The organism is Campylobacter sp. FU_497, from assembly GCF_025772425.1.
Lineage (GTDB): Bacteria > Campylobacterota > Campylobacteria > Campylobacterales > Campylobacteraceae > Campylobacter_D > Campylobacter_D lari_C.
In genome coordinates this window covers 64,252-87,247 of sequence record NZ_JAKMSC010000004.1, presented here as the reverse complement: position 1 = coordinate 87,247, position 22,996 = coordinate 64,252, and the positions used below count along the sequence as shown (strand labels likewise).

Annotated in this window: 25 protein-coding genes and 1 pseudogene; 6 read left to right on the top strand and 20 right to left on the bottom strand. The window is 29.7% G+C overall.

The genetic code is table 11. The features are described from left to right. From L8W68_RS03205 to L8W68_RS03165, 9 genes are all read right to left on the bottom strand, one after another. A partial coding sequence (locus tag L8W68_RS03205; protein ID WP_263674987.1) for a hypothetical protein occupies nucleotides 1-236 on the bottom strand: 236 nt, incomplete at its 3' end. After that, nucleotides 236-721, bottom strand: a complete 486-nt coding sequence (greA, locus tag L8W68_RS03200) for a transcription elongation factor GreA (RefSeq protein WP_039619215.1) — start codon at nucleotides 719-721, stop codon at nucleotides 236-238. The genes L8W68_RS03205 and greA, both read right to left, overlap by 1 nt. Before the next feature lie 9 nt (nucleotides 722-730). Further along, on the bottom strand, nucleotides 731-1,828 hold the full coding sequence (gene lpxB, locus L8W68_RS03195; protein ID WP_263674986.1) for a lipid-A-disaccharide synthase: 1,098 nt from the start codon (nucleotides 1,826-1,828) through the stop codon (nucleotides 731-733). Beyond that, nucleotides 1,825-4,668, bottom strand: a complete 2,844-nt coding sequence (locus L8W68_RS03190) for a DEAD/DEAH box helicase family protein (protein ID WP_263674985.1) — start codon at nucleotides 4,666-4,668, stop codon at nucleotides 1,825-1,827. Before L8W68_RS03190 ends, lpxB begins: the two co-directional genes overlap by 4 nt. 265 nt (nucleotides 4,669-4,933) lie before the next feature. After that, nucleotides 4,934-5,854 carry a hypothetical protein gene (locus L8W68_RS03185; RefSeq protein WP_263674984.1) on the bottom strand — a complete coding sequence of 307 codons (921 nt, stop codon included), beginning with the start codon at nucleotides 5,852-5,854 and terminating at the stop codon, nucleotides 4,934-4,936. Then, nucleotides 5,854-8,199, bottom strand: a complete 2,346-nt coding sequence (locus tag L8W68_RS03180; RefSeq protein WP_263674983.1) for a site-specific DNA-methyltransferase — start codon at nucleotides 8,197-8,199, stop codon at nucleotides 5,854-5,856. Before L8W68_RS03180 ends, L8W68_RS03185 begins: the two co-directional genes overlap by 1 nt. 113 nt (nucleotides 8,200-8,312) lie before the next feature. Further along, nucleotides 8,313-8,882 carry a cytolethal distending toxin, subunit CdtC gene (locus tag L8W68_RS03175; RefSeq protein WP_039629009.1) on the bottom strand — a complete coding sequence of 190 codons (570 nt, stop codon included), beginning with the start codon at nucleotides 8,880-8,882 and terminating at the stop codon, nucleotides 8,313-8,315. Nucleotides 8,883-8,891: 9 nt separating this feature from the next. Continuing rightward, on the bottom strand, nucleotides 8,892-9,698 hold the full coding sequence (locus L8W68_RS03170; protein WP_039629011.1) for a cytolethal distending toxin subunit B family protein: 807 nt from the start codon (nucleotides 9,696-9,698) through the stop codon (nucleotides 8,892-8,894). 11 nt (nucleotides 9,699-9,709) lie between these two features. After that, nucleotides 9,710-10,504: an RICIN domain-containing protein gene (locus tag L8W68_RS03165; protein ID WP_263674982.1), complete on the bottom strand. Its 795-nt coding sequence runs from the start codon at nucleotides 10,502-10,504 to the stop codon at nucleotides 9,710-9,712. Nucleotides 10,505-10,657: 153 nt separating this feature from the next. On the opposite strand from L8W68_RS03165, the gene pepT reads away from it, so the two are divergent. After that, nucleotides 10,658-11,884 carry a peptidase T gene (gene pepT / locus L8W68_RS03160; RefSeq protein WP_263674981.1) on the top strand — a complete coding sequence of 409 codons (1,227 nt, stop codon included), beginning with the start codon at nucleotides 10,658-10,660 and terminating at the stop codon, nucleotides 11,882-11,884. A 24-nt stretch (nucleotides 11,885-11,908) separates the two neighbouring features. On the opposite strand, the gene dcuC is transcribed toward pepT, so the two are convergent. The 3 genes from dcuC to L8W68_RS03145 are packed head-to-tail and all read right to left on the bottom strand — an operon-like array spanning nucleotide 11,909 to nucleotide 13,914. Further along, a complete protein-coding gene (dcuC, locus tag L8W68_RS03155) occupies nucleotides 11,909-13,201 on the bottom strand; it encodes a C4-dicarboxylate transporter DcuC (protein ID WP_263674980.1) in 1,293 nt (430 codons plus the stop codon). 9 nt (nucleotides 13,202-13,210) lie between these two features. After that, nucleotides 13,211-13,633 carry a dipeptidase PepE gene (gene pepE / locus L8W68_RS03150; protein WP_263674979.1) on the bottom strand — a complete coding sequence of 141 codons (423 nt, stop codon included), beginning with the start codon at nucleotides 13,631-13,633 and terminating at the stop codon, nucleotides 13,211-13,213. A 20-nt stretch (nucleotides 13,634-13,653) separates the two neighbouring features. Further along, a complete protein-coding gene (locus L8W68_RS03145; protein ID WP_263674978.1) occupies nucleotides 13,654-13,914 on the bottom strand; it encodes a Type 1 glutamine amidotransferase-like domain-containing protein in 261 nt (86 codons plus the stop codon). A gap of 119 nt (nucleotides 13,915-14,033) precedes the next feature. Here L8W68_RS03145 and surE point away from each other — a divergent pair, with 119 nt between their 5' ends. From surE to blaOXA, 4 genes are read left to right on the top strand one after another with little or no spacing between them, the layout of a single operon-like run. Then, complete coding sequence (surE, locus tag L8W68_RS03140; protein ID WP_263674977.1) at nucleotides 14,034-14,807, top strand: 5'/3'-nucleotidase SurE; 774 nt, start codon at nucleotides 14,034-14,036, stop codon at nucleotides 14,805-14,807. Next, nucleotides 14,800-15,453, top strand: a complete 654-nt coding sequence (locus L8W68_RS03135; protein WP_257928357.1) for a ThiF family adenylyltransferase — start codon at nucleotides 14,800-14,802, stop codon at nucleotides 15,451-15,453. The genes surE and L8W68_RS03135 overlap by 8 nt, the downstream gene beginning before the upstream one ends. Further along, on the top strand, nucleotides 15,437-15,886 hold the full coding sequence (locus L8W68_RS03130; protein ID WP_263674976.1) for a GNAT family N-acetyltransferase: 450 nt from the start codon (nucleotides 15,437-15,439) through the stop codon (nucleotides 15,884-15,886). The genes L8W68_RS03135 and L8W68_RS03130 overlap by 17 nt, the downstream gene beginning before the upstream one ends. Beyond that, a complete protein-coding gene (gene blaOXA, locus L8W68_RS03125; protein ID WP_263674975.1) occupies nucleotides 15,883-16,650 on the top strand; it encodes an OXA-493 family class D beta-lactamase in 768 nt (255 codons plus the stop codon). Before L8W68_RS03130 ends, blaOXA begins: the two co-directional genes overlap by 4 nt. Here the strand turns inward: blaOXA and bioC are convergent. Genes bioC through L8W68_RS03105 form a run of 4 tightly spaced genes read right to left on the bottom strand, consistent with a single transcriptional unit; the run spans nucleotide 16,624 to nucleotide 19,689 of the window. Beyond that, nucleotides 16,624-17,322 carry a malonyl-ACP O-methyltransferase BioC gene (gene bioC, locus L8W68_RS03120; protein ID WP_263674974.1) on the bottom strand — a complete coding sequence of 233 codons (699 nt, stop codon included), beginning with the start codon at nucleotides 17,320-17,322 and terminating at the stop codon, nucleotides 16,624-16,626. The genes blaOXA and bioC overlap by 27 nt on opposite strands. After that, complete coding sequence (locus tag L8W68_RS03115) at nucleotides 17,307-17,933, bottom strand: pimeloyl-ACP methyl esterase BioG family protein (protein WP_263674973.1); 627 nt, start codon at nucleotides 17,931-17,933, stop codon at nucleotides 17,307-17,309. The genes bioC and L8W68_RS03115 overlap by 16 nt, the downstream gene beginning before the upstream one ends. After that, nucleotides 17,930-19,054, bottom strand: a complete 1,125-nt coding sequence (locus tag L8W68_RS03110; protein ID WP_263674972.1) for an aminotransferase class I/II-fold pyridoxal phosphate-dependent enzyme — start codon at nucleotides 19,052-19,054, stop codon at nucleotides 17,930-17,932. Before L8W68_RS03110 ends, L8W68_RS03115 begins: the two co-directional genes overlap by 4 nt. A gap of 8 nt (nucleotides 19,055-19,062) precedes the next feature. Next, nucleotides 19,063-19,689, bottom strand: a complete 627-nt coding sequence (locus tag L8W68_RS03105) for a tetratricopeptide repeat protein (RefSeq protein ID WP_263674971.1) — start codon at nucleotides 19,687-19,689, stop codon at nucleotides 19,063-19,065. 128 nt (nucleotides 19,690-19,817) lie between these two features. Between L8W68_RS03105 and L8W68_RS03100 the strand changes: the two genes are divergently transcribed. Beyond that, nucleotides 19,818-21,086 carry an adenosylmethionine--8-amino-7-oxononanoate transaminase gene (locus L8W68_RS03100; protein ID WP_263674970.1) on the top strand — a complete coding sequence of 423 codons (1,269 nt, stop codon included), beginning with the start codon at nucleotides 19,818-19,820 and terminating at the stop codon, nucleotides 21,084-21,086. Here the strand turns inward: L8W68_RS03100 and bioD are convergent. The 4 genes and pseudogenes from bioD to L8W68_RS08250 form a co-directional block, all read right to left on the bottom strand. Next, a complete protein-coding gene (bioD, locus tag L8W68_RS03095; RefSeq protein WP_263674969.1) occupies nucleotides 21,060-21,632 on the bottom strand; it encodes a dethiobiotin synthase in 573 nt (190 codons plus the stop codon). The genes L8W68_RS03100 and bioD overlap by 27 nt on opposite strands. A 7-nt stretch (nucleotides 21,633-21,639) precedes the next feature. Next, nucleotides 21,640-21,954 (bottom strand): DMT family transporter, encoded by a 315-nt coding sequence (locus L8W68_RS03090; protein ID WP_039619256.1) that lies wholly within the window; start codon nucleotides 21,952-21,954, stop codon nucleotides 21,640-21,642. After that, complete coding sequence (locus L8W68_RS03085) at nucleotides 21,954-22,301, bottom strand: DMT family transporter (protein WP_039619258.1); 348 nt, start codon at nucleotides 22,299-22,301, stop codon at nucleotides 21,954-21,956. Before L8W68_RS03085 ends, L8W68_RS03090 begins: the two co-directional genes overlap by 1 nt. A 64-nt stretch (nucleotides 22,302-22,365) precedes the next feature. After that, nucleotides 22,366-22,764: pseudogene (locus L8W68_RS08250) on the bottom strand (methyl-accepting chemotaxis protein); the annotation flags it as partial. Nucleotides 22,765-22,996 lie beyond the last annotated feature (232 nt).

Sequence of the window (22,996 nt, the reverse complement as noted above, 5' to 3'; positions counted from 1 at the left end):
TATACAATATACCTAGCTCTTTCTTTAAAAGAAAGAAAAAATATATGAATGATAAAAATTTCTAGTATAAACACTATAAATACATTTTTTATAGCCTTAAATAATATCCATTCGTAAATTTCCCTTTCAAAGGTTAAATAACTCCACCATAATGAAATACTTACATCTAAAATAAAAATCAAAGATATATATGGAAAATATTTAATAATAAAATCAAAGTATCTTTCTTTTTGCATTAAAATTCCAAAGCTTTGTATTCTATAGAAATGATTTCAAATTCACTCTCGCCTTTTGGCAAACGCACTTTAAAATCATCGCCTTCTTTTTTACCAAGCATTGCTTTAGCAATAGGCGAGCTAATGGAAATATAACCTTTTTCTAAATTTCCCTCATTTACCCCTACTAAAGTATAAGTGCTTTGTTTTTCACTCTCTAAATCCTCTACAACAACAGTTGAGCCAAATTTTACACTATCATGCTCATAAGAAGATGGATCGATGATTTGCGCTCTTGAGATCAAATCCCCAAGTTCAGCTATCTTTCCTTCTATAAAAGCTTGTTTTTCTCTAGCTGCGTGATATTCTGCGTTTTCTTTTAAATCACCATGGCTTCTTGCTATGTCTATTTCTTCTACTACTTTTGGGCGTTCAACTTTCTTTAAATGTTCTAATTCTTTTTCTAATTTCTCATAGCCATATTTACTCATAGGTTCTTTTTGCATGATTTATCCTTATTTGATTTCATAAAGTATTTTAGCTAAATTTTTTGCACTTGCAAATTGCAAATATTCTTTTAAAAAATCTACTTTATCAAAAAATGCCTTATAATCGTATTTAAGATAAGCTTGATATAAATTTTCCACATTCACTTGCTCTTGTAAAAATTCAGGATTAAGCTCGCTTTTTCCTGCAAAATCTAAAAAGATATTTGCAAGACCTATGTGTTTGAGTTTTACAAAACATCTTGCGATAAATACATCAATAGCTTTAGCTTTATAAGCAAGCACGAAAGGCGTGCCAACCAAAGCTGCTTCAAGCGTGGCTGTACCACTACAAATAAAAGCAAAATCAGCATTTTTTAGTACCTTTGGAGTATTAGTTTGAATTTCAAAATCATTTATATCCCCATAAAGATCTAATCTTTTTAAATTAAACTCAGGCACACAAAGGATTTTTTTACCTTTAAATTTAGTGCTTAATTCTCTAAAAATAGGCATTAAACGTTTTATTTCGCTTTTTCTTGATCCTGGTAAAAAAGCGATGATTTTTTCATCATCTTTTTTTGAAAATATATAATTTATATCTTCTTGATTTTTAAACTCTTTTATCTCATCTAAAAGCGGATGACCTACATAAGTGCTTTTGCTAAAAAACTCACCATCAAAAGGCAAGATAGAAGCTAACACATCAAAATGACTTTCTATGATAGGTATGCGCCCTTTTTTCCACGCCCAAACTTGAGGCAAGATATAATAAATTCTTTTTGCTTTGGAATTTGCTTTTTTTAAAGCTTTTGCAAAAGGTATGTTAAAAGCAGGAGAATCTATACATAAAATCGCATCAATTTTTTGAGCAAGACTTAAATTTACTAGTTCCTTTATAGCTTTTTTGGCTTTTAAAATGAGTGGTAAAACCTCTATAAAACCCATAGCACTAAACTCATGTGAACTATAAAGTGGCTTGGAATTTAGACTAAATTCTTTACACAAACTCTCATCATAAATTCCCACTAAATCAAATTTTTTATACTCATTTTTATAAGCTTTTAAAACTTCTTTTAAATGCAAATTTGCTGAAGGCTCTAAAGCACAAACTAAAAAGGTTTTCATCTGAAAATATCCTCTATATTTGACTTGACAAAATCTTTTATTTCTTCTGAAGTGTTATTGATATTTTTATTATAAAAAAATAAATTTACTTTTATATTTTTATCTTCATAAGTTAAATTTTTATTTTCAAATATTGCTTTAAAGCCTTTTAATTTAAATCTAGGATTATCTTCTATTTTTAAGCCTTTTGGATCTATAAAATATATAAAAAAATCTCCACTTTGTTTATTTTTTAACCAAAATATAAAATCAGGATAAAATTTTCTTTCTTTTTGCTGTTCTTCATCAAAATAAGGGATATAAATTTCATCTTGATTTTCTACCAATTTAGAAAAATACCATTCATATTGTTCAAAAAAAGATGATTTTAAATTACTTTCTAAATCTTCTAAAAATTCTTTTTCACTTTTATTAGAAATGGCAAAATTAATCTTATTTTCTTTATCATTTTTATTGTAAATGATTAAAGGGCTATAATAATGCTTGCTAAGTTTTGCACTAATTATATAGTTTTGCACTTCCTTGCTTTTTTGACTTTCTTTTATACCTTGCATTAGCTCATCTAAATTTATTTTTTTATTTTCAAAGTCTGCTTTTAATTCATCTTCACTTTTTGCGTTTAAAACATCTTTTATAGTCTTATTAATTTTTTGAACGGTTTCAAAATCTAACTTTGCTTGTATATTTTTATAGTGCGTTATTTCTTCTTCTAGCTTTACAAATTTATCCAAAACTTTGGCATTAGAATTTAACACACTATTGATTGTTTTTAATGTTGTTTTTTCATTAAATTCTACATTGTTTCTTAGTAATTGAATTTTACTTTCTTTTCCTTCGCTAAATTTATAAAATTCTTCTAATGTAGAATATTTAAAATTTTTATACAAACACTGCTCTAAAATCAAAACATCCTCATCGTAAGATTTTATAAATTCTTTTAAAGATTTTGCTTCTTTTTCTGAAATTCTATAGATACTATTTAGTTTATTTTCATTTTTATATTTTGGCACAGGTAAATTAAACGACAATTTTGTTTCTTTAAATCCTTTTAAATGCTTACTTTCCATAAATTCACATTCTATACCCTCTATGATAGCTTTTATGGCTTCATTATCACTTGCCATTACAAAAAGAGTTTCTAAACCACATGCTAAATTTACACATCGCTCATCGATTTTAAACATCTCTTTTAAAGCATTTAATCTCTTTCTTATATTTAAGAAAGGTTCTATTCTAACACCTCTTCCTATAGTTTGCAAAACATATTTTTTAGCATTAATGCTTCCTATATTGATAAAAGAAATTAAATTTACACGATTACTATCCCAACCTTCTGAAAAAACCTTACTTCCTAGCATTATATTGATAGAAGATTGTGAGCTATTGATATTTTCAAAATGACTTTGTGATATATCACTTATGCTTTCTACCCCAAGCTCAAGTAAAAAATCTTTTTCCCATTCTTTTGCATTTGAAATATTTAAAAGCATGAAAGGTTTGTTTGAATTTTTACTCTTAAAAGCCAATTCTTTATCATTTCCTTTAATGCTATAACATTCTAATTTTGCATTTGCATTTGCATAAAAAATATTTTCTCTAAGTTCATCATTATTTGCATTTTTTATATATTTTAAAAAATCATCGCTTAGTGTATTTATACCAAAATACAAATTTTGATTTTGAAGTTTTTCATAAAGTTCTAAAGCTATATTGCGTATATCTACTTTATTTTTTAATACATTATACACTGCCTTAAAATACGCTTTTATACCCGCATCTTGAGTATTTACTTTATCAGAAACTGCTATGATCAAAGGATTATGATATTTAAAGTCTGATCTTTTTAAAAACAATTCTTCTTTTGATTTTACAATCGCATTGAATATTATAAAACTTTCTAAAATCGTTTTAATTTTTGCTTCTTCGTTATTTTCACTTTTAAAATCTAAATTCTCATTTAAAACTGCTATATTTTTACCATATCCTTCTTGATTGAATTTTTGAAGATTATAATTATAAGCACAAGTTATAAAATCTATTTCATCTTCAAAAGTAGCAGAAAAATTAAAAACAAAGCCTTTTGGAAATTCATCTTCTTTGATAAAACCTCTAGCAAGCTCATGATAATAGTTTTTTCTTAGTGATGTTTTACTATCGCCTCTATGAGCTTCATCTAACAATATATACCAACCATCTTTATTAAGATAATTTTTATAGTTTAATCTTTTTGCTTTTTTATCTTTGCCTACATTTTCTTCACTCTCAAGTAAATCACTTCTTGCAAAATACACCACCGCTTCATTTAACAAACTAGCTTCTTTTTCTATGCTTTCAAAATCTTTTAAATCTTTTATTTTGATAAAATTGCTGTGATGATTGTTGTATTTAGCTATATTTGCTTTGAATTGATTTAAAATCTTATCATTTGGTGCTAAAAGCATGATAGGCTTTTTAGGTAATTGATTATTTTTAATGAATTCATGTATCAAAGCTATAAGTTTGATCATAACTATAGTTTTACCACTTCCCGTAGCCATCCAAAATGAAGCTCTTGCGATATGTTCTTTTTGTAGTTTTAAATTCTCGCTTTCATCTTGATAAAATTCTAAAAGTTTTCTGCGTTCTTGATTGTATTCATGTGAATTTAACTCATCTTTCATATAAAAAGAAAGTATGGCTAAAGCATTTTTAACACTTTCTTGCTGATAAAATTGCAAATTTATAGCCTGAGAAAAATTGCCAAAATCATAACTTTCATCAAGTTTTTGCACTAGTGATTTATCATGGATAAATTTATTTAACAATAAATGTTTTCTTGTGTTTTGTTTTGCTTTAGCCATTATTTTTCCTTTAAAGCTTTAATTGTTTTTATCATTTGCAGCATGTAAGAATTTTTTACACACTGAAAATTCTTGTAACTACTCATCTTGCAATATGTTTTTAATATACATATCAATATTTTCTCTTAGGATGTAAAAGTTTTTACTAAACTTTCTTGATTTAAATACACACTATCGCCAAGTTCATAAAACCCTGCTTTGAATTTTTTAACTTGCATAGTATAAAAAATAATGTTATTTTGCATTAGCTTTTTTACCTTTAATCTCAATTAAAAAGACTTGGTATTTTATAATCATACTTTACTTGCAGATATTTTTCAAATTCTTGAGGAATAACTTTAATTTTATTTTCATTGAAATTAAAAATTTCTTGAATAAAGTATTCCTCCGTTTCCTTATTTCCATTTTTTATTTTTGTATCTATGCGTAATAAAGCCTTGATAATATCATCCTGATTACCTTCTTTAAGCGGATAAAAACCATCTAAAAATTTTGACATAAATACATTATCTAGTATTTTTGCATTAAACTTTTTTTTAGTCTCTAATAATTCAAATGTCCATTTTCCTTGTTGCTTAGTGTTGATCGATTTTGAAATTATTAAATCTAATATTTCATAATTAGGTTCTAATTGACGGATAATATCACCTTTTTTAATATGATTAATAAAATCTTTTTTTGGTATTGCATTGCTATTCTCATTGTTAAAACTTATTGATTTTATCGTTTTGCTCTTATTGATTGCTTCATACAACACGCTTTTTTCTTTTATAGATTTATCTAAAATATACCCGCAATTACCTAATTCGTTATTTATTTTTTCGAGTGTAAATATATCTTTTTCCAATACACCTTTTATTACATCTCCTAAAATTTGTCCAGCCCTCTTATAATAATATGGTGTTTCATGTCCTGTTAAGCCTTCAACAAAGGCTCTACCAGCTTCACTTTCATTAAGCCAAGTCAAAATACAAACACCTGTTAACAACATATGTTTAATTTTTAATTTAAACGAACCTTGTTCACATGGATATATAACCAATGAAATATCTTGATAATTTGATAACAACTTTACACACAAATCATTGCTAATTGTATTAATAGTATTTACAATCGAATTCATTTCATCAAGAGTAATATAATGCTCATCTTGTCCTAAATAAATATATAATTCACTCTCGTTCATCATTTCTCCCACCAAATTAGATTTTTTAGTTTTGGATATTTAATTAAGTATATATTTTCTAAATTTATAATCTCATCGTTTTCAAATTTACAAGATTTTATACCATTTTCATCTATAAAAATATTTTTGATTTGAAGTCCTAAAAGATTTGACATCGTTAAAAATATATCAAATTCTTTATCATAAGCTTTCATATCAAGACATATATTTTCGCCTTTTTTGAGTGCTTTTATGAGCTTGCGTGATTTTCTGTAATCTATGAGTGAGTTTTTATCAAGCTCATACTCACAATTTTCTAAACTTTCTTCATAGCTTTCAAGTTCATAGTATCTAAAAGCGCCACCACCTTTAAATTCTACTTCTTTGCTTATACCACAAACAAAACCATTTAAAACTTTTTTCATTCTTGGGATGATGACTTTGTAAAAATGCTCTCCCATTTCAACCCCAAGCCATTTGCGTTTTAGCTTATGTGCAGTAGCTATTGTCGTGCCACTTCCTAAATGATAATCAAAAACTACAGAATTTTCATTACTGCTTGCTTTTATTATTCTTTGAAGTAAAGCTTCAGGTTTTTGAGTTAGATTATTTTCTACTTCAATTCTTTCAATAGATACCGGATTAATAAAAGGAATAGCCCATACATCTTTCATAGGCTTACCATCAACATCAGCGTAAACAACTTTATATTTTCCACTATCTATCATTTTTTTTACTTTCTCATTGTTCTTATCATAAACTACTAAACCATCCTTACCAAATCCTCCTCCCAGTGAATATCCTTTTTTATATTTCTCTTTTAAATTGTCCGTTATTTCTTTTAATTTATTAAAAATTATATTATCTTTTTTAAAAAACATTATCGAATCATGGTTTTTTTGAAAACTCAAACCGGAACTAGTCCATTTATCATAACTCCACACAATTTCATTTACAAAATTCTCTTCCCCGAAAACTTCATTTAAAAGTTCTCTACCACGATAATTTGCATTGTGATCCAAATGCAAATAAAAACTTCCTTTATCGCTTAAAAATTCTTTTGCCAATTCCAAGCGATTATGCATTAAAGAAAGCCAAGTACTATCTTGAAATTTATCTTTGTAGTCAAAGTCACTTCCTGTATTAAATGGCGGATCTATGTAGATTAGATCTATTTTACCTTGGTATTTTGGCATTAAAGAATTTAGTGCTTGAAAATTATCTGCTTTTACAAGCTCTCCATTTAAAATTTCATCTAAATTTTCAAAACTTTGCAAAAGTTTATAATAATTTTCTTCGCTTAAATACTTTGTATCAAGCGGTAAGAATTTGTATTTTTCATCATTTATAGCCTTTATATCAAACTCATCATTTATGAAATTTAATTCTTTCCATTCTGCGATTTGCTCATTAAAATTTATATCTTTATATATGGAGTTTAAAATTTCATCAGCGTTGTTTGAGTGTGATTTAATAGTATCTAAGCTAAATACATAGTGAGCATTTTTAGCAAATTTTGGCTTTAACCATATAGCTTTTAACTCATTTTCAAAGTCAGCTATCATATCAATGATAGCAAAAGCTATTTGTTTTAGATCGTTGATCTCATCTATCTTTTCTTTAGTCCAATCAGTAATGCTATCATTCACATAAGAAAACAACCACAAATCAAATTGTTCTTTTAAAAATTCTTTCGCATTTTTATGGATAAAAAAATCTACTTCATTTTGTTTTTTATAAGTTTTAAAAAGCTTTTTTAGCTCTTCTTCTTTTATGTTTATTTGTGCATTTTTTAAAGTCTTTAAAAAAACATCACTAAATTCACTTGAGTTTTGTTTAAATACATTTACGTCATCATTATTTTTAGAATTTATCACTTTTATGTTTATATTGCTATCTTGTATGTTTTGCAAATAAAAATTGATTTTACTTTTATTATTATCAGCATTTTGCTCATACTCATCGGTAAGAAAATTTAAAGTGTATTTTTTATCTTCACTTTGCAAGCTTAAAGGATTATAAATAGTATCTGATTTTACATAGTATAAATTTTGTGTTTTATAAAAAAGACTTGTGTCTTTTGAATTTGAATATACCCTTGCATAGATATTTTTATACATAGGTGTATCGTAAAAAAACGGCGTTCCTGTTTCGTTTAAATAGGTGCTAAAAAAATTATAAAGTTTATTATAAGTATCTGTATAAAGATTTTGTGTGTCTAAATAGTCTTTGATTTTTTGAAAATATTTTTCTTTTATAACAAGTAAATTTGTAAAACCATTTTTAGCTTGATTTTGCGAGTTTTTGATTTTCGCACCTAAATAACAATCTTCTAATTTTGAATAAAATGCTTTTTTATAATCCATGCTTTACCTTTAAATTTAAAGTTAAAATAATATCTTTTTTTGACTTAAAAAAATGAATAAATATTATGCTAGGAAAAGTAAAAATTTACTTGCTAAAAATAGCAAGTAAATTTTTAATAAAGCGGAGTTGCTTCAACGATAGCAGGAGTAAAAAACATCAGCTGTCTAAGTCCTAGCGAAGCACCTGTATCAACAATACAAGGTTCCAAGCCAAAACGTTCATCTAAAGGTGCTGAAGAATTAAGCGAAACTATGCATTTTGCACCATCCATAGCCACCGAACGAATTTGCACAGCAGATGTTGTAGTAGGAATGATAGAAAAAACTGTTTCTAGATGCTTAAATTCTAAATCATTAGAACAAGATTTCAACTTAAAAGATCCACTTGTAGCAGCCAAACACAAATCATCATTGCTTGGGTTAACAAATTGAACATAACCAAAAGGAAGTTTTTTAGACAAAGGATCTTTTTGTTTTAATTCATCATCAAGAACGATTTCTCTTAAAATCCAATTCTGATCTTCTAGCTTAGAAGAAGTATTTCTAAGAGGACTGAGTGAAACTCCAGTATCAAGAGATCTCATGGCAAACATGGGTGTATAATTTGGTAAATATCCAGGAAGTAAATCTGCACCCAAAACAAAATTAATACATACAAATAATAACAAAAATATTTTTTTCATTATATTCTCCTAAAATCTCTTAAAATTTACAGGAAAATGATCAGAAGCCAAAAAGCTTCTAAGTCCTGCCGCTGCCAAAATAGCCAATATAGAAGGAGGTGTATAAAGTGTACTTTGGTTTGAATTTCCTGTTACAGCATAATCAATAACCCTTCTCCCGCTAGTTTGAGTAGAGGAATAAGGAGCGACTATATTTATACGTGATCTTAAATCAGCATCAAGTAATGGCACAAGATCCCCTGGCGCTCTATTAAAATCTCCCATAATCATCCAATTAACCTGTGGCATATTTCTAAAGTGCATATCCACAGCACTTACAATAGCACCAGCATCATTTCCTCCAGTAGCTAAAGCATGGATACTAAAAAATACATCATTACCTATACGAATTCCTATAATAGGTCTTGAAGCAACAGTTGGAGGTGGTAATACTATAACTTCATCAGCCTGCACTCTACTTACTATAGCCATGTTTACACGATTTGCGCCAACATCTACTCTTGAATAATATATAAAAACAGAATTTGGACGACTTGATGAGCCTAAATTCCATTCATATTCATGAATAGGAATTCCAACACCCACAGGCTGAACTTGTCTTGGTGTCATTACTGCAGTACTAGGTAGAGTTCCTGCTTCTTGTACAGCTAAAACATCAAGTGGATTTTCTCCACTAATCAACTGTCTTATACTTACATTCCATTTGCTTTCTGTAGCCGCAGATGAACCTTGCAAATTCCATGTTCCTACATTATAATCTTCTAATGCGCCAAAACTAAAGCTATAGATAAAAATAAACAATAATATCTTTTTCATTTTATCTCCTTTTAATATGGAAATCTAGAAATAAAAGCAGGGGTTGTGATATTCCATTGTTTATCTAGATTTTTTTCGCCTGGCTTAAGACAATCTTCTAAATAAATATTAAAAAAATCAACCTCAAAGTCTTTCATTACATTATACAATTGAGTTTTAATGCATTTTTGTGTTGCAAGATTTTGAATTTGAAAAGATTCATTACTCATTAACAATAATTTCCAAAATTGCGCGTGGTTACTTTGATCACAAGGATAATGCACAATGCCATTTCCATAAGCATTTAAACAAGTATTGGTTTTTGCATTTTTAAGCATTATGTAATTAGCAGGAAATTCTATAACTTGCCACACTCTAGCGTCTCCAAAACTCTTGCTATTGTCTAAACTATAACCCCAAATCCAATTTCCTGGGTTTAAAGCCCACACAGTTAAAGCTGAACCATTAGGATTCATGATAGTTACAAAATCACTTGGGAAACCTCTGTTTTCAAATACCGAACTTTCACTAAAAGTATTCTTTGATGTCAATCTTGGCAAAGGTCCTTTTATAGGATTATCTCCTTTGAAAGTATTTGTTTTTATTAGTGGCGGTTCAAGTGGTATGGCCGGAAATTTTTCACCCTCTACCAAAATTGGTGCTTTTTGTTTAGCAGGTGGGGTAGGATTTTTACCTATACTCAAAGGATCACTATCGTTCACAGCACCCAAAGATCGCCCTAAAGGATTAATTTGCTCTTTAGAAGAACATCCAATAAAAAAAGTTATAAATGCACTTAATATCATTATAAATTTAAGTTTTTGCATTTCTTCTCCTTAAAAAATATAAATTTAAATATATTATCATAATTTTAAACAAATTTTGATAGAAAATATCATTTAATAATTTTTTCTTAGTTTTATCAAATATTTAAAAAATGAATTGTTATAATTTATTAATTTTAATCTAAAGGAAAAATTATGGATATTGTTCAAAGATTTATAAATTACACTAAAATAAACACCACCACAAGTAGAGAAAATGGTGCTAAAGGCATTATGCCATCAAGCCCTAATCAAATGGAGCTTGCAAAATTACTTGAAAAAGAACTACAAGAACTAGGTTTAAAAAATATCAAAAGAAGAGAAAACACCATCACCACAGCTCTTTTACCAGCAAACACTCCAAATGCTCCTAAAATAGCCTTTTTTGCACATTTAGATACAAGTATGGAGCAAACTAACGATACCAAAGCACAAATCACTAAGTATCAAGGTGGGGATATATGTTTAAATAAAAACTTAGATCTTTATCTAAAAGAAAGTGAATTTAAAGAACTTAAAAACTACATAGGAGATGATATCATCCACACCGATGGCACAAGCTTACTTGGAGCTGATGATAAAGCAGCCATTGCAGCGATTATGGATATGCTTGAGTTTTTTGTTAAAAATCCTGATATTAAACATGGTGATATTTATGCTTGCTTTTTACCTGATGAAGAGCAAGGTTTAAGAGGGGCAAAAGCTTTTGATATAAAAGAAATTAATGCTGATTTTGGGTATTGTTTAGATTGTTGTGAGATAGGAGAGTTTATTTATGAAAATTGGAATGCAGGAGATTGTGAAGTAGAATTTATAGGAAAATCTGCTCATCCTATGAGCGCTAAAGGAAAATTAGTTAATTCTTTACTTTTAGCACACAAATTTATCTCTATGCTTCCAAATGGTGAAGCACCTGAATATACAGAAAACAAAGAAGGATATTTTTGGGTTAAAGAGCTCCAAGGAAATAGCGCTAAAACTATTTTAAAAATAGATGTTAGAGAATTTGATGATGAAAAATACAAACAAAGAATGCAATTTTTGCAAGATTTAAATGATAGTTTTAAAAAGCTATACGGAGAAGAAAGAATTAACATTAAGCTTAACGATCGTTATAAAAATGTCTTTAATAGTCTAAAAACAACCGAATCTTTGCCTATTAAACTTGCTTTACAAGCTTATGAAAATTTAAATATCAAAACTAAAATCATTCCTATGCGTGGAGGATATGATGGAGCGGTGCTTTCAGAAAAAGGCCTGCCTTGTCCAAATATCTTTACAGGAGCACATAATTTTCATTCTATTTATGAGTATTTACCTGTTAAATCTTTAAAAGCAGCAAGCAAAGTTATACAAGAAATCATCATCCTAGCCGCAAAATAAATTTAAGCCTTTTAAGGCTTAAATTTATAATAACACAAAAGCAATTACAACCACCGAAACAACACAACCTAAAGCAGTTCTTTTAACAATTTCTAAAGGGCTAACCCCTGCTATAGCTGAAACGATAATGCAAGCTCCCAAAATAGGCGAAAGGTATCTTCCAAGCACTGCTGACATTGCCACTGCAGTACCAAGTTTAACTTGATCAAAACCAAGATCTTGAGCATGAATAGTTACAGCCTTATTAAACGCCATAGCAGCAGCATCACCACTACCTGTAACCATAGCCATTAAAAATGGTATAAAAGTTCCACCAAAACGCACATAATGTTGTTCATTTTTAAGCCATTCTATGATGATATCAATTACACCACATGCTTTTAAACCTGCAACAAAAACACTAGCAGCTATGATAATCCCTATGATTTCTGCATAAGATTTTCCCATACCATTGAAAAACTCTTTAAAAATACTATCAGGCTTACTCATAGTTACTACTAAAGCTATAATCGCCCCTAAAAGCATAGCTTCAGCAACTCCAACTTGTTTTGTCCATGTTAAAAACTCATAATCATTTAAAGGACTTGCGCCTATAATTAGCACAATTAAAGGCACTAAAGGCATAAGCGCATAAAATACATTTACTTTTTCAATATTATCTTCAGTCTTACTTTGATTAGCCACTTCAAAAACTTGTCCTTTTTGATAGTCTTTAAAAACCACTGCCATAATCATCAAAGAAATCATCACTATCACCCCTGCTGTTAATGCATTTGGAGTTTGAGTTAAAACAATTTCTTGTATATTTTTCCCCGAAATTTCAGAAATCAAAGCCGTATGAGAAACACCTGGACTTAAAATTCCTCCTATAGTTCCACAAAGCACTGTTGCTGCTGCCATGGCAGGTTTTATACCTGAAGCCATTAAAAGCGGTATTAAAGTCGCACCAACTGCAGCTGAACATCCTGCCGCTGAAGGTATAGCAATAGCAATAAAAAAAGTCACCATAAAAGCGAGTGGGATTAAGAAAAATCCTACATTTTTCAAAGGTGTTGTAAGTAGTTTAACTAAATGTTTATCGCATTTAGTCACTTTCATCACAAAAGCAAAGCCCATGCTTGCACAAATTGCCTTAATCAAAGCAGGTTGCACCATAGCATGTGTAAAAGCACTCAAAGCTTCAATGGGCTTAAGTGAAATCAAGCATAAAATAAAACCAACACTAATTAAAGCTGTTTTTGTTTCTACTTTTTTAATAAGCAAATAAACCACAGCCACAATACCAAAAATCGCAGCTAAAAGATAAAAAGTTTGCATTTTTCTCCTTTAGATTTTAGTTGTTTGATTAACTTTTAAATATTCCACATTAAAAGGATGACTTAGCTTTAACACATCATGATGACCTATGATTTTTAAGCTACCATCTTGCACTTTTAATGCAGAACCCTCCGGTATAGCATAAACAATGTCTTTTGGATTAGTTATCAAAAATTCCTCCAAACGCTCTTCTCTACTTTCTCCGTTGTGTCCAGGAATTTTCCCGCCAATAAAATGTGGGTTGATTTGACAAGGAAAAACCCCTAAACTATCAAAACTTTTTGGCATAACAATAGGCATATCATTAGTTGTTTTTATGCTAAGCCCTGCTATGTTTGAGCCTGCACTCCAACCTATATAACAAGCCCCTTTTTCAATACACTCTTTTAACACTTCAAGCAAATCATTTTCATATAATTTATACAAAAGCATAAAACTATTGCCACCACCTACTAAAAAACCCTTGCATTTAAAATCGCTTCTTTTAAATTTTCAAAATGGTGTAATGATTTGATATTATCTTTTTTCAAGCCTTCTTTTACCTTAGCTTCATAAGCATCATAAGTCCTTCTAACACCCGCATAAGGTATAAAAAGAATTTCTTCATCTTTCATGGAATTTTCTTTTAAAAAATCATCTATAAATTCTCTAGTATGACTTAAATAAGCACTATCTTTATAGCCAGAAGCACTAAAAAGTAAAAGTTTTGACATCATTCTTTCCTTTAAAAAATTAATCAAAACTATAATTTTAATATTTAAAAAATGAAAAAACAATTTAGTAATAAAAAAATATTGTATTACTTGTGTTAGAATTAAAAAAAGGAAAAAACATGAAAGAAATTTTAATAACAAACGATGATGGCTATGAAAGTGAGGGTTTAAAAAAGCTTATAAAAATGCTAAGAAAGCATTTTAAAGCTAAAATTACCATAGTAGCTCCTGCTAGTGAAAAATCAGCATGCTCACACTCCATAACACTAACTAAGCCTTTAAGATTTCATAAGGTTGGTAAAAGATTTTACAAGCTTGATGATGGCACGCCTGCAGATTGTATTTATCTAGCTTTACATGCTTTATATAAAAAGCGTTTACCTGATCTTGTCATAAGTGGAATCAATAAAGGAGCTAATGTAGGCGAGGATATAACCTACTCAGGAACTTGCGCAGGTGCTATGGAAGCAGTACTTCATGGAATTCCTGCCATTGCTTTATCGCAATTTTACAAAGATAATCAAAAAGAGCTTGATTATAAACTTGCTTTAAAACTTACTAAAAAAATAGTCAAAAATATCTTTGAAAAGGGCTTTCCTTTAGATAAAAAAGAATTTTTAAATATCAACTTTCCTTCTAGCAAAACAGCCTTTCAAGGCTTAAAAATTTGCAAAGCAGGTAAAAGAATTTATAGCTATAAAGCACACTCAAATACAAATCCAAGAGGTGTAGAATACTACTGGCTAGCTGCTGCTAATCTTGATCATGAAAATGAAAAAGACTCAGACATAGCACTTTTAAAACAAGGCTATGCCACAATAACCCCTGTAATGCTTGATCTAACAGCTTATAGTCAAATGAAAAATCTCAAAAAATGGATGAAAAATGGATAGATACACGCGTATAAAATGGCTTGTTAATGAAGAAAATTTTATTAAATTTCAAAATACCAAAGTTTTAGTTTGTGGTTTAGGTGGAGTTGGTGGAATTTGCGTTGATGCGCTTTTTAGAAGTGGCTTTAGCAATCTAACTTTAATCGATGCGGATAAATTTGAAACTACTAATCAAAACCGCCAACTTCATAGTGAAAATATAGGCGAGGAAAAAGCTAAGGTTTTTGAACGCATTTACAATGCTAAAGGTATAGTTAGTAAAATCGATGATGATTTTTTGAAAAGTTTTGATTTGAGCGAATTTGATCTTATCATTGATGCGATTGATGATATACCTGCTAAGGTTGCTTTGGCTAATTTGGTTGATTTGAAAAAGCAAATTTTTATCTCATCAACCGGTGGAGCTAGAAAGCTTGATCCAACGCGTATTAAAACGACAAGCATATTTAAAACACATGGCGATGCCCTAGCTAAAAAATTCCGCTATGAGCTTAGAAAATCAGGCTTTAAAGGGGATTTTGATGTGGTATTTTCAGATGAAGAAGCTCATTGTAAAGATCTTGGCTCATTTATGGGAGTGACAGCCTCTTTTGGACTTGCTTTAGCTTCTTTAGCTCTAAGGAAAGTGCTTGATAAGAAAGCTTGATATAAAAGACTTAGCTTCTTGTATCAAGCTTTTTAAGCAAAGCGCACCCACTCTTTGTAAAAACGATTACACAAAAGAACAAATTCATGCTTGGATCAATATAAACCAAAAAGCTTGGGAAGAAAAATTTCAAAATCAACTAGGCTTTGTTTATGAAGAAAAAGGCCAAATCATATCTTTTATAAGTATAAATTTAGAAGAAAAAACGCTCGATCTTTGCTTTACTCATGCCAACTATACTCATCAAGGTTATGGCAAAGTTTTATTAGAATTTGCTCTTAAAAACTACCCTTATAGTGAAATTTATACTTTTGCTAGCCTTAGTGCTAAAAATTTCTTTTTAAGAGCAGGATTTAAAATCATCAAAGAAAACATTGCTATAAGAGATCAACAAGAATTAAAAAATTTCTTCATGAAAAAGGAAATAAATTGAAAAAAATACTTTTGCTTTTTAGCCTTTTTTGCTCTTTTGCCTTGGCAAATGAAAATTTAAAAGATCTTTTTAAAGATTACAATGAAAGTGGAGTTTTTATAATTTATGATGGCAAGGATTATTATAGTAATGATTTTACAAAAGCAAACAAACGCATTTTACCTGCCTCCACTTTTAAACTTTTCAATGCCCTAATCGCACTGAATGAAGGCGTTGTGAAAAATACTAATGAGATTTTTTATCATTACAAAGGTGAAAAAGTGTTTTTACCTTCTTGGAAAAACGATGCAAGCTTAGCCCTAGCTATGCAAAGATCCCAAGTTCCTGCTTATAAAGAACTAGCTAGAAAAATAGGCTTGGAAAAAATGCAAAAAAACTTAAATAAACTTAATTATGGCAACCAAAAAATAAGTAAAATCGACGAATTTTGGATAGATGATTCTTTACAAATTAGTCTTAAAGAACAAGCAAACTTACTTTTTGAACTAGCAAATCTAAAATTAGATTATCCTAAAAATATACAAAAAGAAATTATAAATATAATAAAACTTAGTGAAAATAACCATTATGAGTTTTTTGCAAAAACAGGCTGGGGAAAAGAAAAATACGGACAAATCGTAGGTTTTATAAAAGACAAAAAAACTCATCAAATTTATGCTTTTGCTTTATGTATGGATATAAGTGATTTTAACAAGCTTTATCTAAGAGAAGAATTAGCAAAAAAATATCTATCAAATTTAACAAACTTGACACATAAAAAATAAAGGATGATAAGTCAAGGTATTTTGAAATTCTTTTTCATAGTTTTTTAAAAATGCCTTGCTTATGAAAAATTTTTCACTCAAAGCATTCACCCCGCTTAATTTCAAATGTCTAAAAAGCTCTAAAGTATCATCAAATTTTAACTCTTTTAACTCTTCTTTTGCTTTTATAATCTTAAAATTTTTAGAAAGTTTTTGTGTAATTTGCTCTAAAGTTAAATATTCAAGTGATAAATTAGTGCTTTGCTTTATTTGAGTGAAATTTTTTTCTCCAAAAGTAGAAAAAAGCAAAATCCCATTTTTATTTAACATATTTGCAAGATTTTCTAAAAGCTCATCTATCTTTAACCACTGCACGCAAGCATTTGAAGCTATAAGATCAAATTTTTTCGTATAAAAATGATGATTTTTAAGCTCATTCATATCAAAAACACCAAATTCATCAAACTTACAAGGATTTTCAAAAGGATAAATGTCATTTAAAAAATAATGCTTAAATTTAATGCATTCTTGCAAAGCCTTGCTAAAAACCCCTACCCCACAGCCAAACTCAAACACCGCTTCAAAATCGCTCAAATCATTCTCACTAAGCATTTTACAAAGCTCTTTAGCCATATCTTTTTGCACAGGCGTATTTGCGCTATAAGTGTCTTTTGCTCTTATGAAAGTTTGCAAAGCTCTTCCCAAGTGTGGTATTTAAAAAATATAAAATGTGGCTCATCGATAAACATTGCCTTTTCTTTGAAAAAATTTAAAACATGCTTTGGTGGAAAGATTTTATCCTCTTTGCTAATTATGGCTTTATCCCAAGTGAAATTTTCATTTAAATCCTTAGTGCAAAACTCATATAAACTTAAAAGTTCTGCTTTTAAATGCTCGTTTTTTTCAAAGTAAAATTCATCACTTAAACTCATTCTTTTTTCAAATAAATTTGCTTTAAAATCTTCTAAAGCAAATCTTTTCATAGTAAGTTTAAAAATGGCTTTTTTGATCCCAAATTCATCATTTATAGGTAAATTTGTGCCATTTATGGCTATTTTTTTATAAAAATTTATATCTTTTAAAATTTTACTCGCCACGCAAACCCCCATAGAAAAGCCAACAAGAGTGATTTTTTCAAATTTATTAAAATCAATTTCCCAATCAAAACTCGTATAATCATACGCCATTAAAACATTTACATCACTTTTTAAATGCGTAAAATGGCTAAAATGCGAGCAAAATCCTGAAAAAAATAAAATCAACTCAGATGAATTTGCATTTTCATGTAAAAAATGAGTTTTCAAAATACCTCCAAAACCTTTTCTAAGTCTTTTTTCACTAAACCAGCATGCAAAGAAAAGCGAATTCTAGCTGTATTTTTAGCTACGGTTGGCTCTTTAATAGCAGGTGCGAAAATACCATTTTCTAAAAGCTTTTGTGAAATTTCACTAGCTAGTGCATTTTGCCCTAAAATAAAAGATATCACATAAGCCTCGCCTAGAACTGCACCTTTACTTGCTAAAGCATTTTTAAACCAAGTGCTTAACTCTAAAAGTTCTTTTCTTTGAGCGCTAAATTCATGCAAATGCTTAAAAACATGCAAAGTCCAAGCCACATTTATAGGAGCTATGGCCGTAGAGTATATAAAAGCTCTAGCTTTATTTACAAAAAAATCTTTTTCATCGCTTATCATACAAGCACCCATTGAAGCTATAGCCTTACCAAAAGTAAAAACTAAAAAATCAACATCTTTTTCTAAACCCAAAAATTTCACATAACCCAAACCATCATCATTAAAACAACCTATGCTATGAGCTTCATCGATGTAAATTTTGATATTTTTAAACTCTTTTTTTAAATTTATGAATTCTTTTATAGGCGCAAAATCTCCATCCATACTAAATAGCGCTTCACTTACGATGATGATATTTTCAAATTCTTTATAATGCTTTTGCACTAAGCTTTGCAAATGCTTTATATCATTGTGCTTAAATCTTATAAATTTAGCCCCGCCAAGCCTTAAACCATCAATAATACTTGCATGCACTTGCTTATCTGCTAAAAATAAAGTATTTTTAATGCTTGCTAAAGCTTGCAAACAGCTAACATTTAAGGCATAGCCGTTGTTAAAATGCAAGATTTTTCTGCCTAATTTAGCTTCTAAAAAGCTTTCAAATTCATCAAAAATCGCATAATTTCCACTCAAGCTTCTAGAACTTGAACTAGAAAATTCAAATTCTTTTAAATGTGTTAAAAAATCTTGCTTTAATGCTTTTTCATTGCTTAAATTTAAATAATCATTGCTTGCTAAATTTAGCAATTTTTGCCCATTATAAACGACATATTTCCCCTCATGTTTTAATGAGCGTAGAATTCTAAAATTATCTTGTTGCTTTAACTCATCTAAAATTTGTGCAATTTGCATATTTGAACCTAAAATTGTTCTTTAAAATTTGCATAAAGCATACACCCATCTTCATTTTTTAAGTCACAAGCTTTGCCAAAATACTCTAAAGCTTTGGAAATATCTTTTTTAACACCATTTCCAAACCCATACATAAATCCAAGGCGAATACAGCCTAATCCATCATTTAAATCGCAAGCTTTTTGATATAATTTGACTGCTTTAAAATTATCTATTCTTAAACCTTTTCCACCTACATACATAGCGCCAAGATTGGTACAGCCTAAGCCGAAATTTAAGTCACATGCCTTTTGATACAATTCTACTGCCTTAAAATTATCCTTTTTTACACCTTGTCCATTTTGATACATAAAACCAAGATTAGAACAACTTAAACTATCGTTCAAGTCGCAAGCTTTTTTATAAAATTCTACCGCTTTAAAATTATCTTTTTTTACCCCTTCACCAAAATTATACATAGCACCAACATTGCCACAACCAAAACCATTATTTAAATCACAAGCTTGTTTGTAATACTTTATAGCGTTTATATGATCACCACTTTCATAAGCTTTAAATCCTTTTTCAACCAAATCCTCTTGCGAGTATGCAAAATTCAAAAATAAAATCACTAAGATAATCAATACTTTTTTCATACTTTACCTCTAAATTTAAGATAAAAGCTAATTATATAAATATTTTCTAAATAATCCTTTTTCATTTTAAAGCATAAATTTGAGTAAAAATTGTAGTATCATTAGTAATAAAAATCAAAGAAGTAAAAATGAATTTAAAAGAACTAGACTTAAAACACATTTGGCACCCTTGCACGCAAATGAGCGATCATGAGTTTTTACCTTTAATACCTATAAAAAAGGCTAAGGGGGTGTATTTGTATGATTTTGATGAAAAATCTTACATAGACTGCATTAGCTCTTGGTGGGTAAATATCTTTGGCCATTGTAATGAATACATCAATGAAAAAATCAAAGATCAACTTCAAAATTTAGAGCATGTCTTGCTTGCGGGCTTTTCACATGAGCCTATCATAAAGCTTTCGCAAAGACTTTGTAAGCTTTTACCTTTTGATAAATGCTTTTTTGCAGACAATGGTAGTTCAGTCATAGAAGTAGCTTTAAAAATGAGTTTTCAATACCACCTAAACAATGGCTCTAAAAAGGATAAATTCTTATCGCTTAGCAATTCTTACCACGGAGAAACCTTAGGCGCATTAAGCGTTGGCGATGTAGCGCTTTATAAAAAAACTTATGAGCCTTTACTTTTAAAAAGTATCACAACACCTGTGCCAACAAGCAAGGACTATACAAAAGAACTTGAAATTTTAGAAAGTATTTTAAAAAATCATCATCATGAAATTTGTGCTTTTATACTTGAGCCTTTACTTCAATGTGCGGGTAATATGCACATGTACGAGCTTGGGTATTTAGATGAGGCAGTTAAACTTGCTAAAGATTATGGTGTGCAAGTGATATTTGATGAGATAGCCACAGGTTTTGGACGCACAGGGGAAATGTTTGCGCTTGATTATTGCTCACAAAGCATTGATTATATATGTCTTTCTAAAGCTATCACGGGTGGGTATTTACCACTTTCAGTGGTGCTTACTAAAGATGAAATTTATGAGAAATTTTATGATAACTATGAAAGCCAAAAGGCCTTTTTACACTCTCACTCCTACACAGGTAATGCCCTAGCTTGTGCGGCGGCTAATGCGACTTTGGATATTTTTGAAAAAGAAAATATCATCGCAAAAAATAAAATCAAAAGTGCTTTTATAAAAACTCAATGGGAGAGTTTAAAAGAATTTGACTTTTTAGGAAATTTTAGAAATTTAGGCATGGTAAGTGCATTTGATATACAAAAAAGCAAATACCAAAGAGCAGGACTTGAAGTCTTTCAAAGAGCCTTAGAAAAAGGATTGCTTTTAAGACCACTTGGAAATACAATTTATTTCATGCCACCATATGTTATAAATGAAGATGAAATTAATTATGTCGTGCAGTCTTTAAGAGAAATTTTCAAGGATTTTTGAAAGTTTTTCGCACACTTTATCGTCAAATTCTATGATAGGAATTTTAGCGTATTTACTTATAAAATCCTTGCTAAAAGTATCTTGGGTTTTTAAGATTAAAGCAAGGATTTTAATATCTCTTTGTTTTAGTGCTTCTATGCTTAAAAGCGTGTGATTGATACTTCCTAGATAGTCTTTTGCGACTAAAATCGTAGGGTGCTTAAACGCACTCATATAATCAATCATTGTTTTTTCATCATCAAGGGGCGAAAAAAGCCCGCCAGCTAGCTCGATGATGAGTTTGTCACTTTGTGGAATTTGTATATCAAAGGCTTTATAGCTTAAATTTTCTAAAATCCTACCTTTGTGCGGGGAAGCAGGGGTTTTTAAAAACACACCTTCTTTGAAAATCTTAGTTTTTGGACTAAACTCAGCTACTACCTCGCTATCTTTTGGCGTGCCTGCTTGGATAAGCTTAAAATAATCAAAACCCAATTCCTTGCAAAGTCTAGCACTTAGATAAGTTTTACCAACATCTGTGTCTATACCACTAATGTATATTTTCATTTTAAGCCTATGAAAGTATTTTTAAACCCACAGTACAAGCAATAATAAGGGCAATTAAAAAAAGCTTTAAAAAGCTTTTACTTTCTTTGTAAAAAAGCACTCCGATGATAACCCCGCCTGCAGTTCCAGCTCCTGTCCATATAGAATAAGCCACACTCATAGCAATGCTTTGCATACTAAGGCTTAAAAACCCAAACGAGAAACCAAAACACACTATCAAAGCTAAAAGATAAAGCTTATTTTTAGTGCTTACAAGTTGTTTCATGATAATCACACCAAAAATTTCAAAAGCAGTCGCTAAAAATAAAAAAAACCATTCCATTATTTAGCTTCCTTGCTAATGATTTTAAGGCCTATGATACTTAAAAGCAAAATGGCTATTAAAGCAAGCTTAGTAATGGAAGTTGGCTCATTGAAAATAAACATCTCATTAAGCACCACTCCAACTGTGCCAATACCCACAAAGACACTATAAGCAATGCTTACTTCAAGTCTTTCGCAAGCTTTTAAAAAACATGTAAAAGATATGCTTACACCAATAGCTGTTAAAGCATAATGCCAAATTTCAGTTGAGTATTTTAAACCGCTCACCCAAAAACACTCAACCAAACCACCTAAAATAACCATAAACCAACCAAAATTAGAGCTTATTTTTGTTCTTTCTATCATAATTTACCTTTTTTTCAAAAGCGCAAATTATAACTAAATTTACAAAACAATAAGCTCTATAAAGTTAAATTTTCTTACTTTCTACCTCTTTTAATATAGATTGAGAGATGTTTCCTACGGCTTTGGTAGCTTCGTTTGTAAAATTAGCGATTTCTACATTTTCCTTTGTAACATCTTCTAAATTAACTATAGCATCATTAATCTGTGTAATACTTTGAGTTTGCTCTTGCATTGATATAGAAACATCATTAACACTTTGAACTAAAATATTAACATTAGCCTCTATCTCTCCTAAGCTTTTTTCTGTTTTTTCAGCTAAATGACGTACCTCATCAGCTACCACTGCAAACCCTCGTCCATGCTCACCTGCACGAGCTGCTTCAATAGCTGCATTTAAAGCTAGTAAATTGGTTTGATCTGCTATATCTTTAATTACATTCACAATTTCTTTGATATTTTCAGCTTGTGTTACCACTTCTTTTGTTTTATCTCCCACATTTTGCATAGAAATATTGATCTGATCTACCGCGTGTATTGATTTTTCAAGTGATTGAGATTGAGAGTGTGTCCCATCTACTAATTTTTGCATAGATTCTTCTAGTTTTACACTTTGCAAAGTTAGTTCTTTTGCAAAAGTAGAGGATGAAATAAGCATTTTTTTAATTTCATCACCTAAAACATTTGTTGTAATTTCT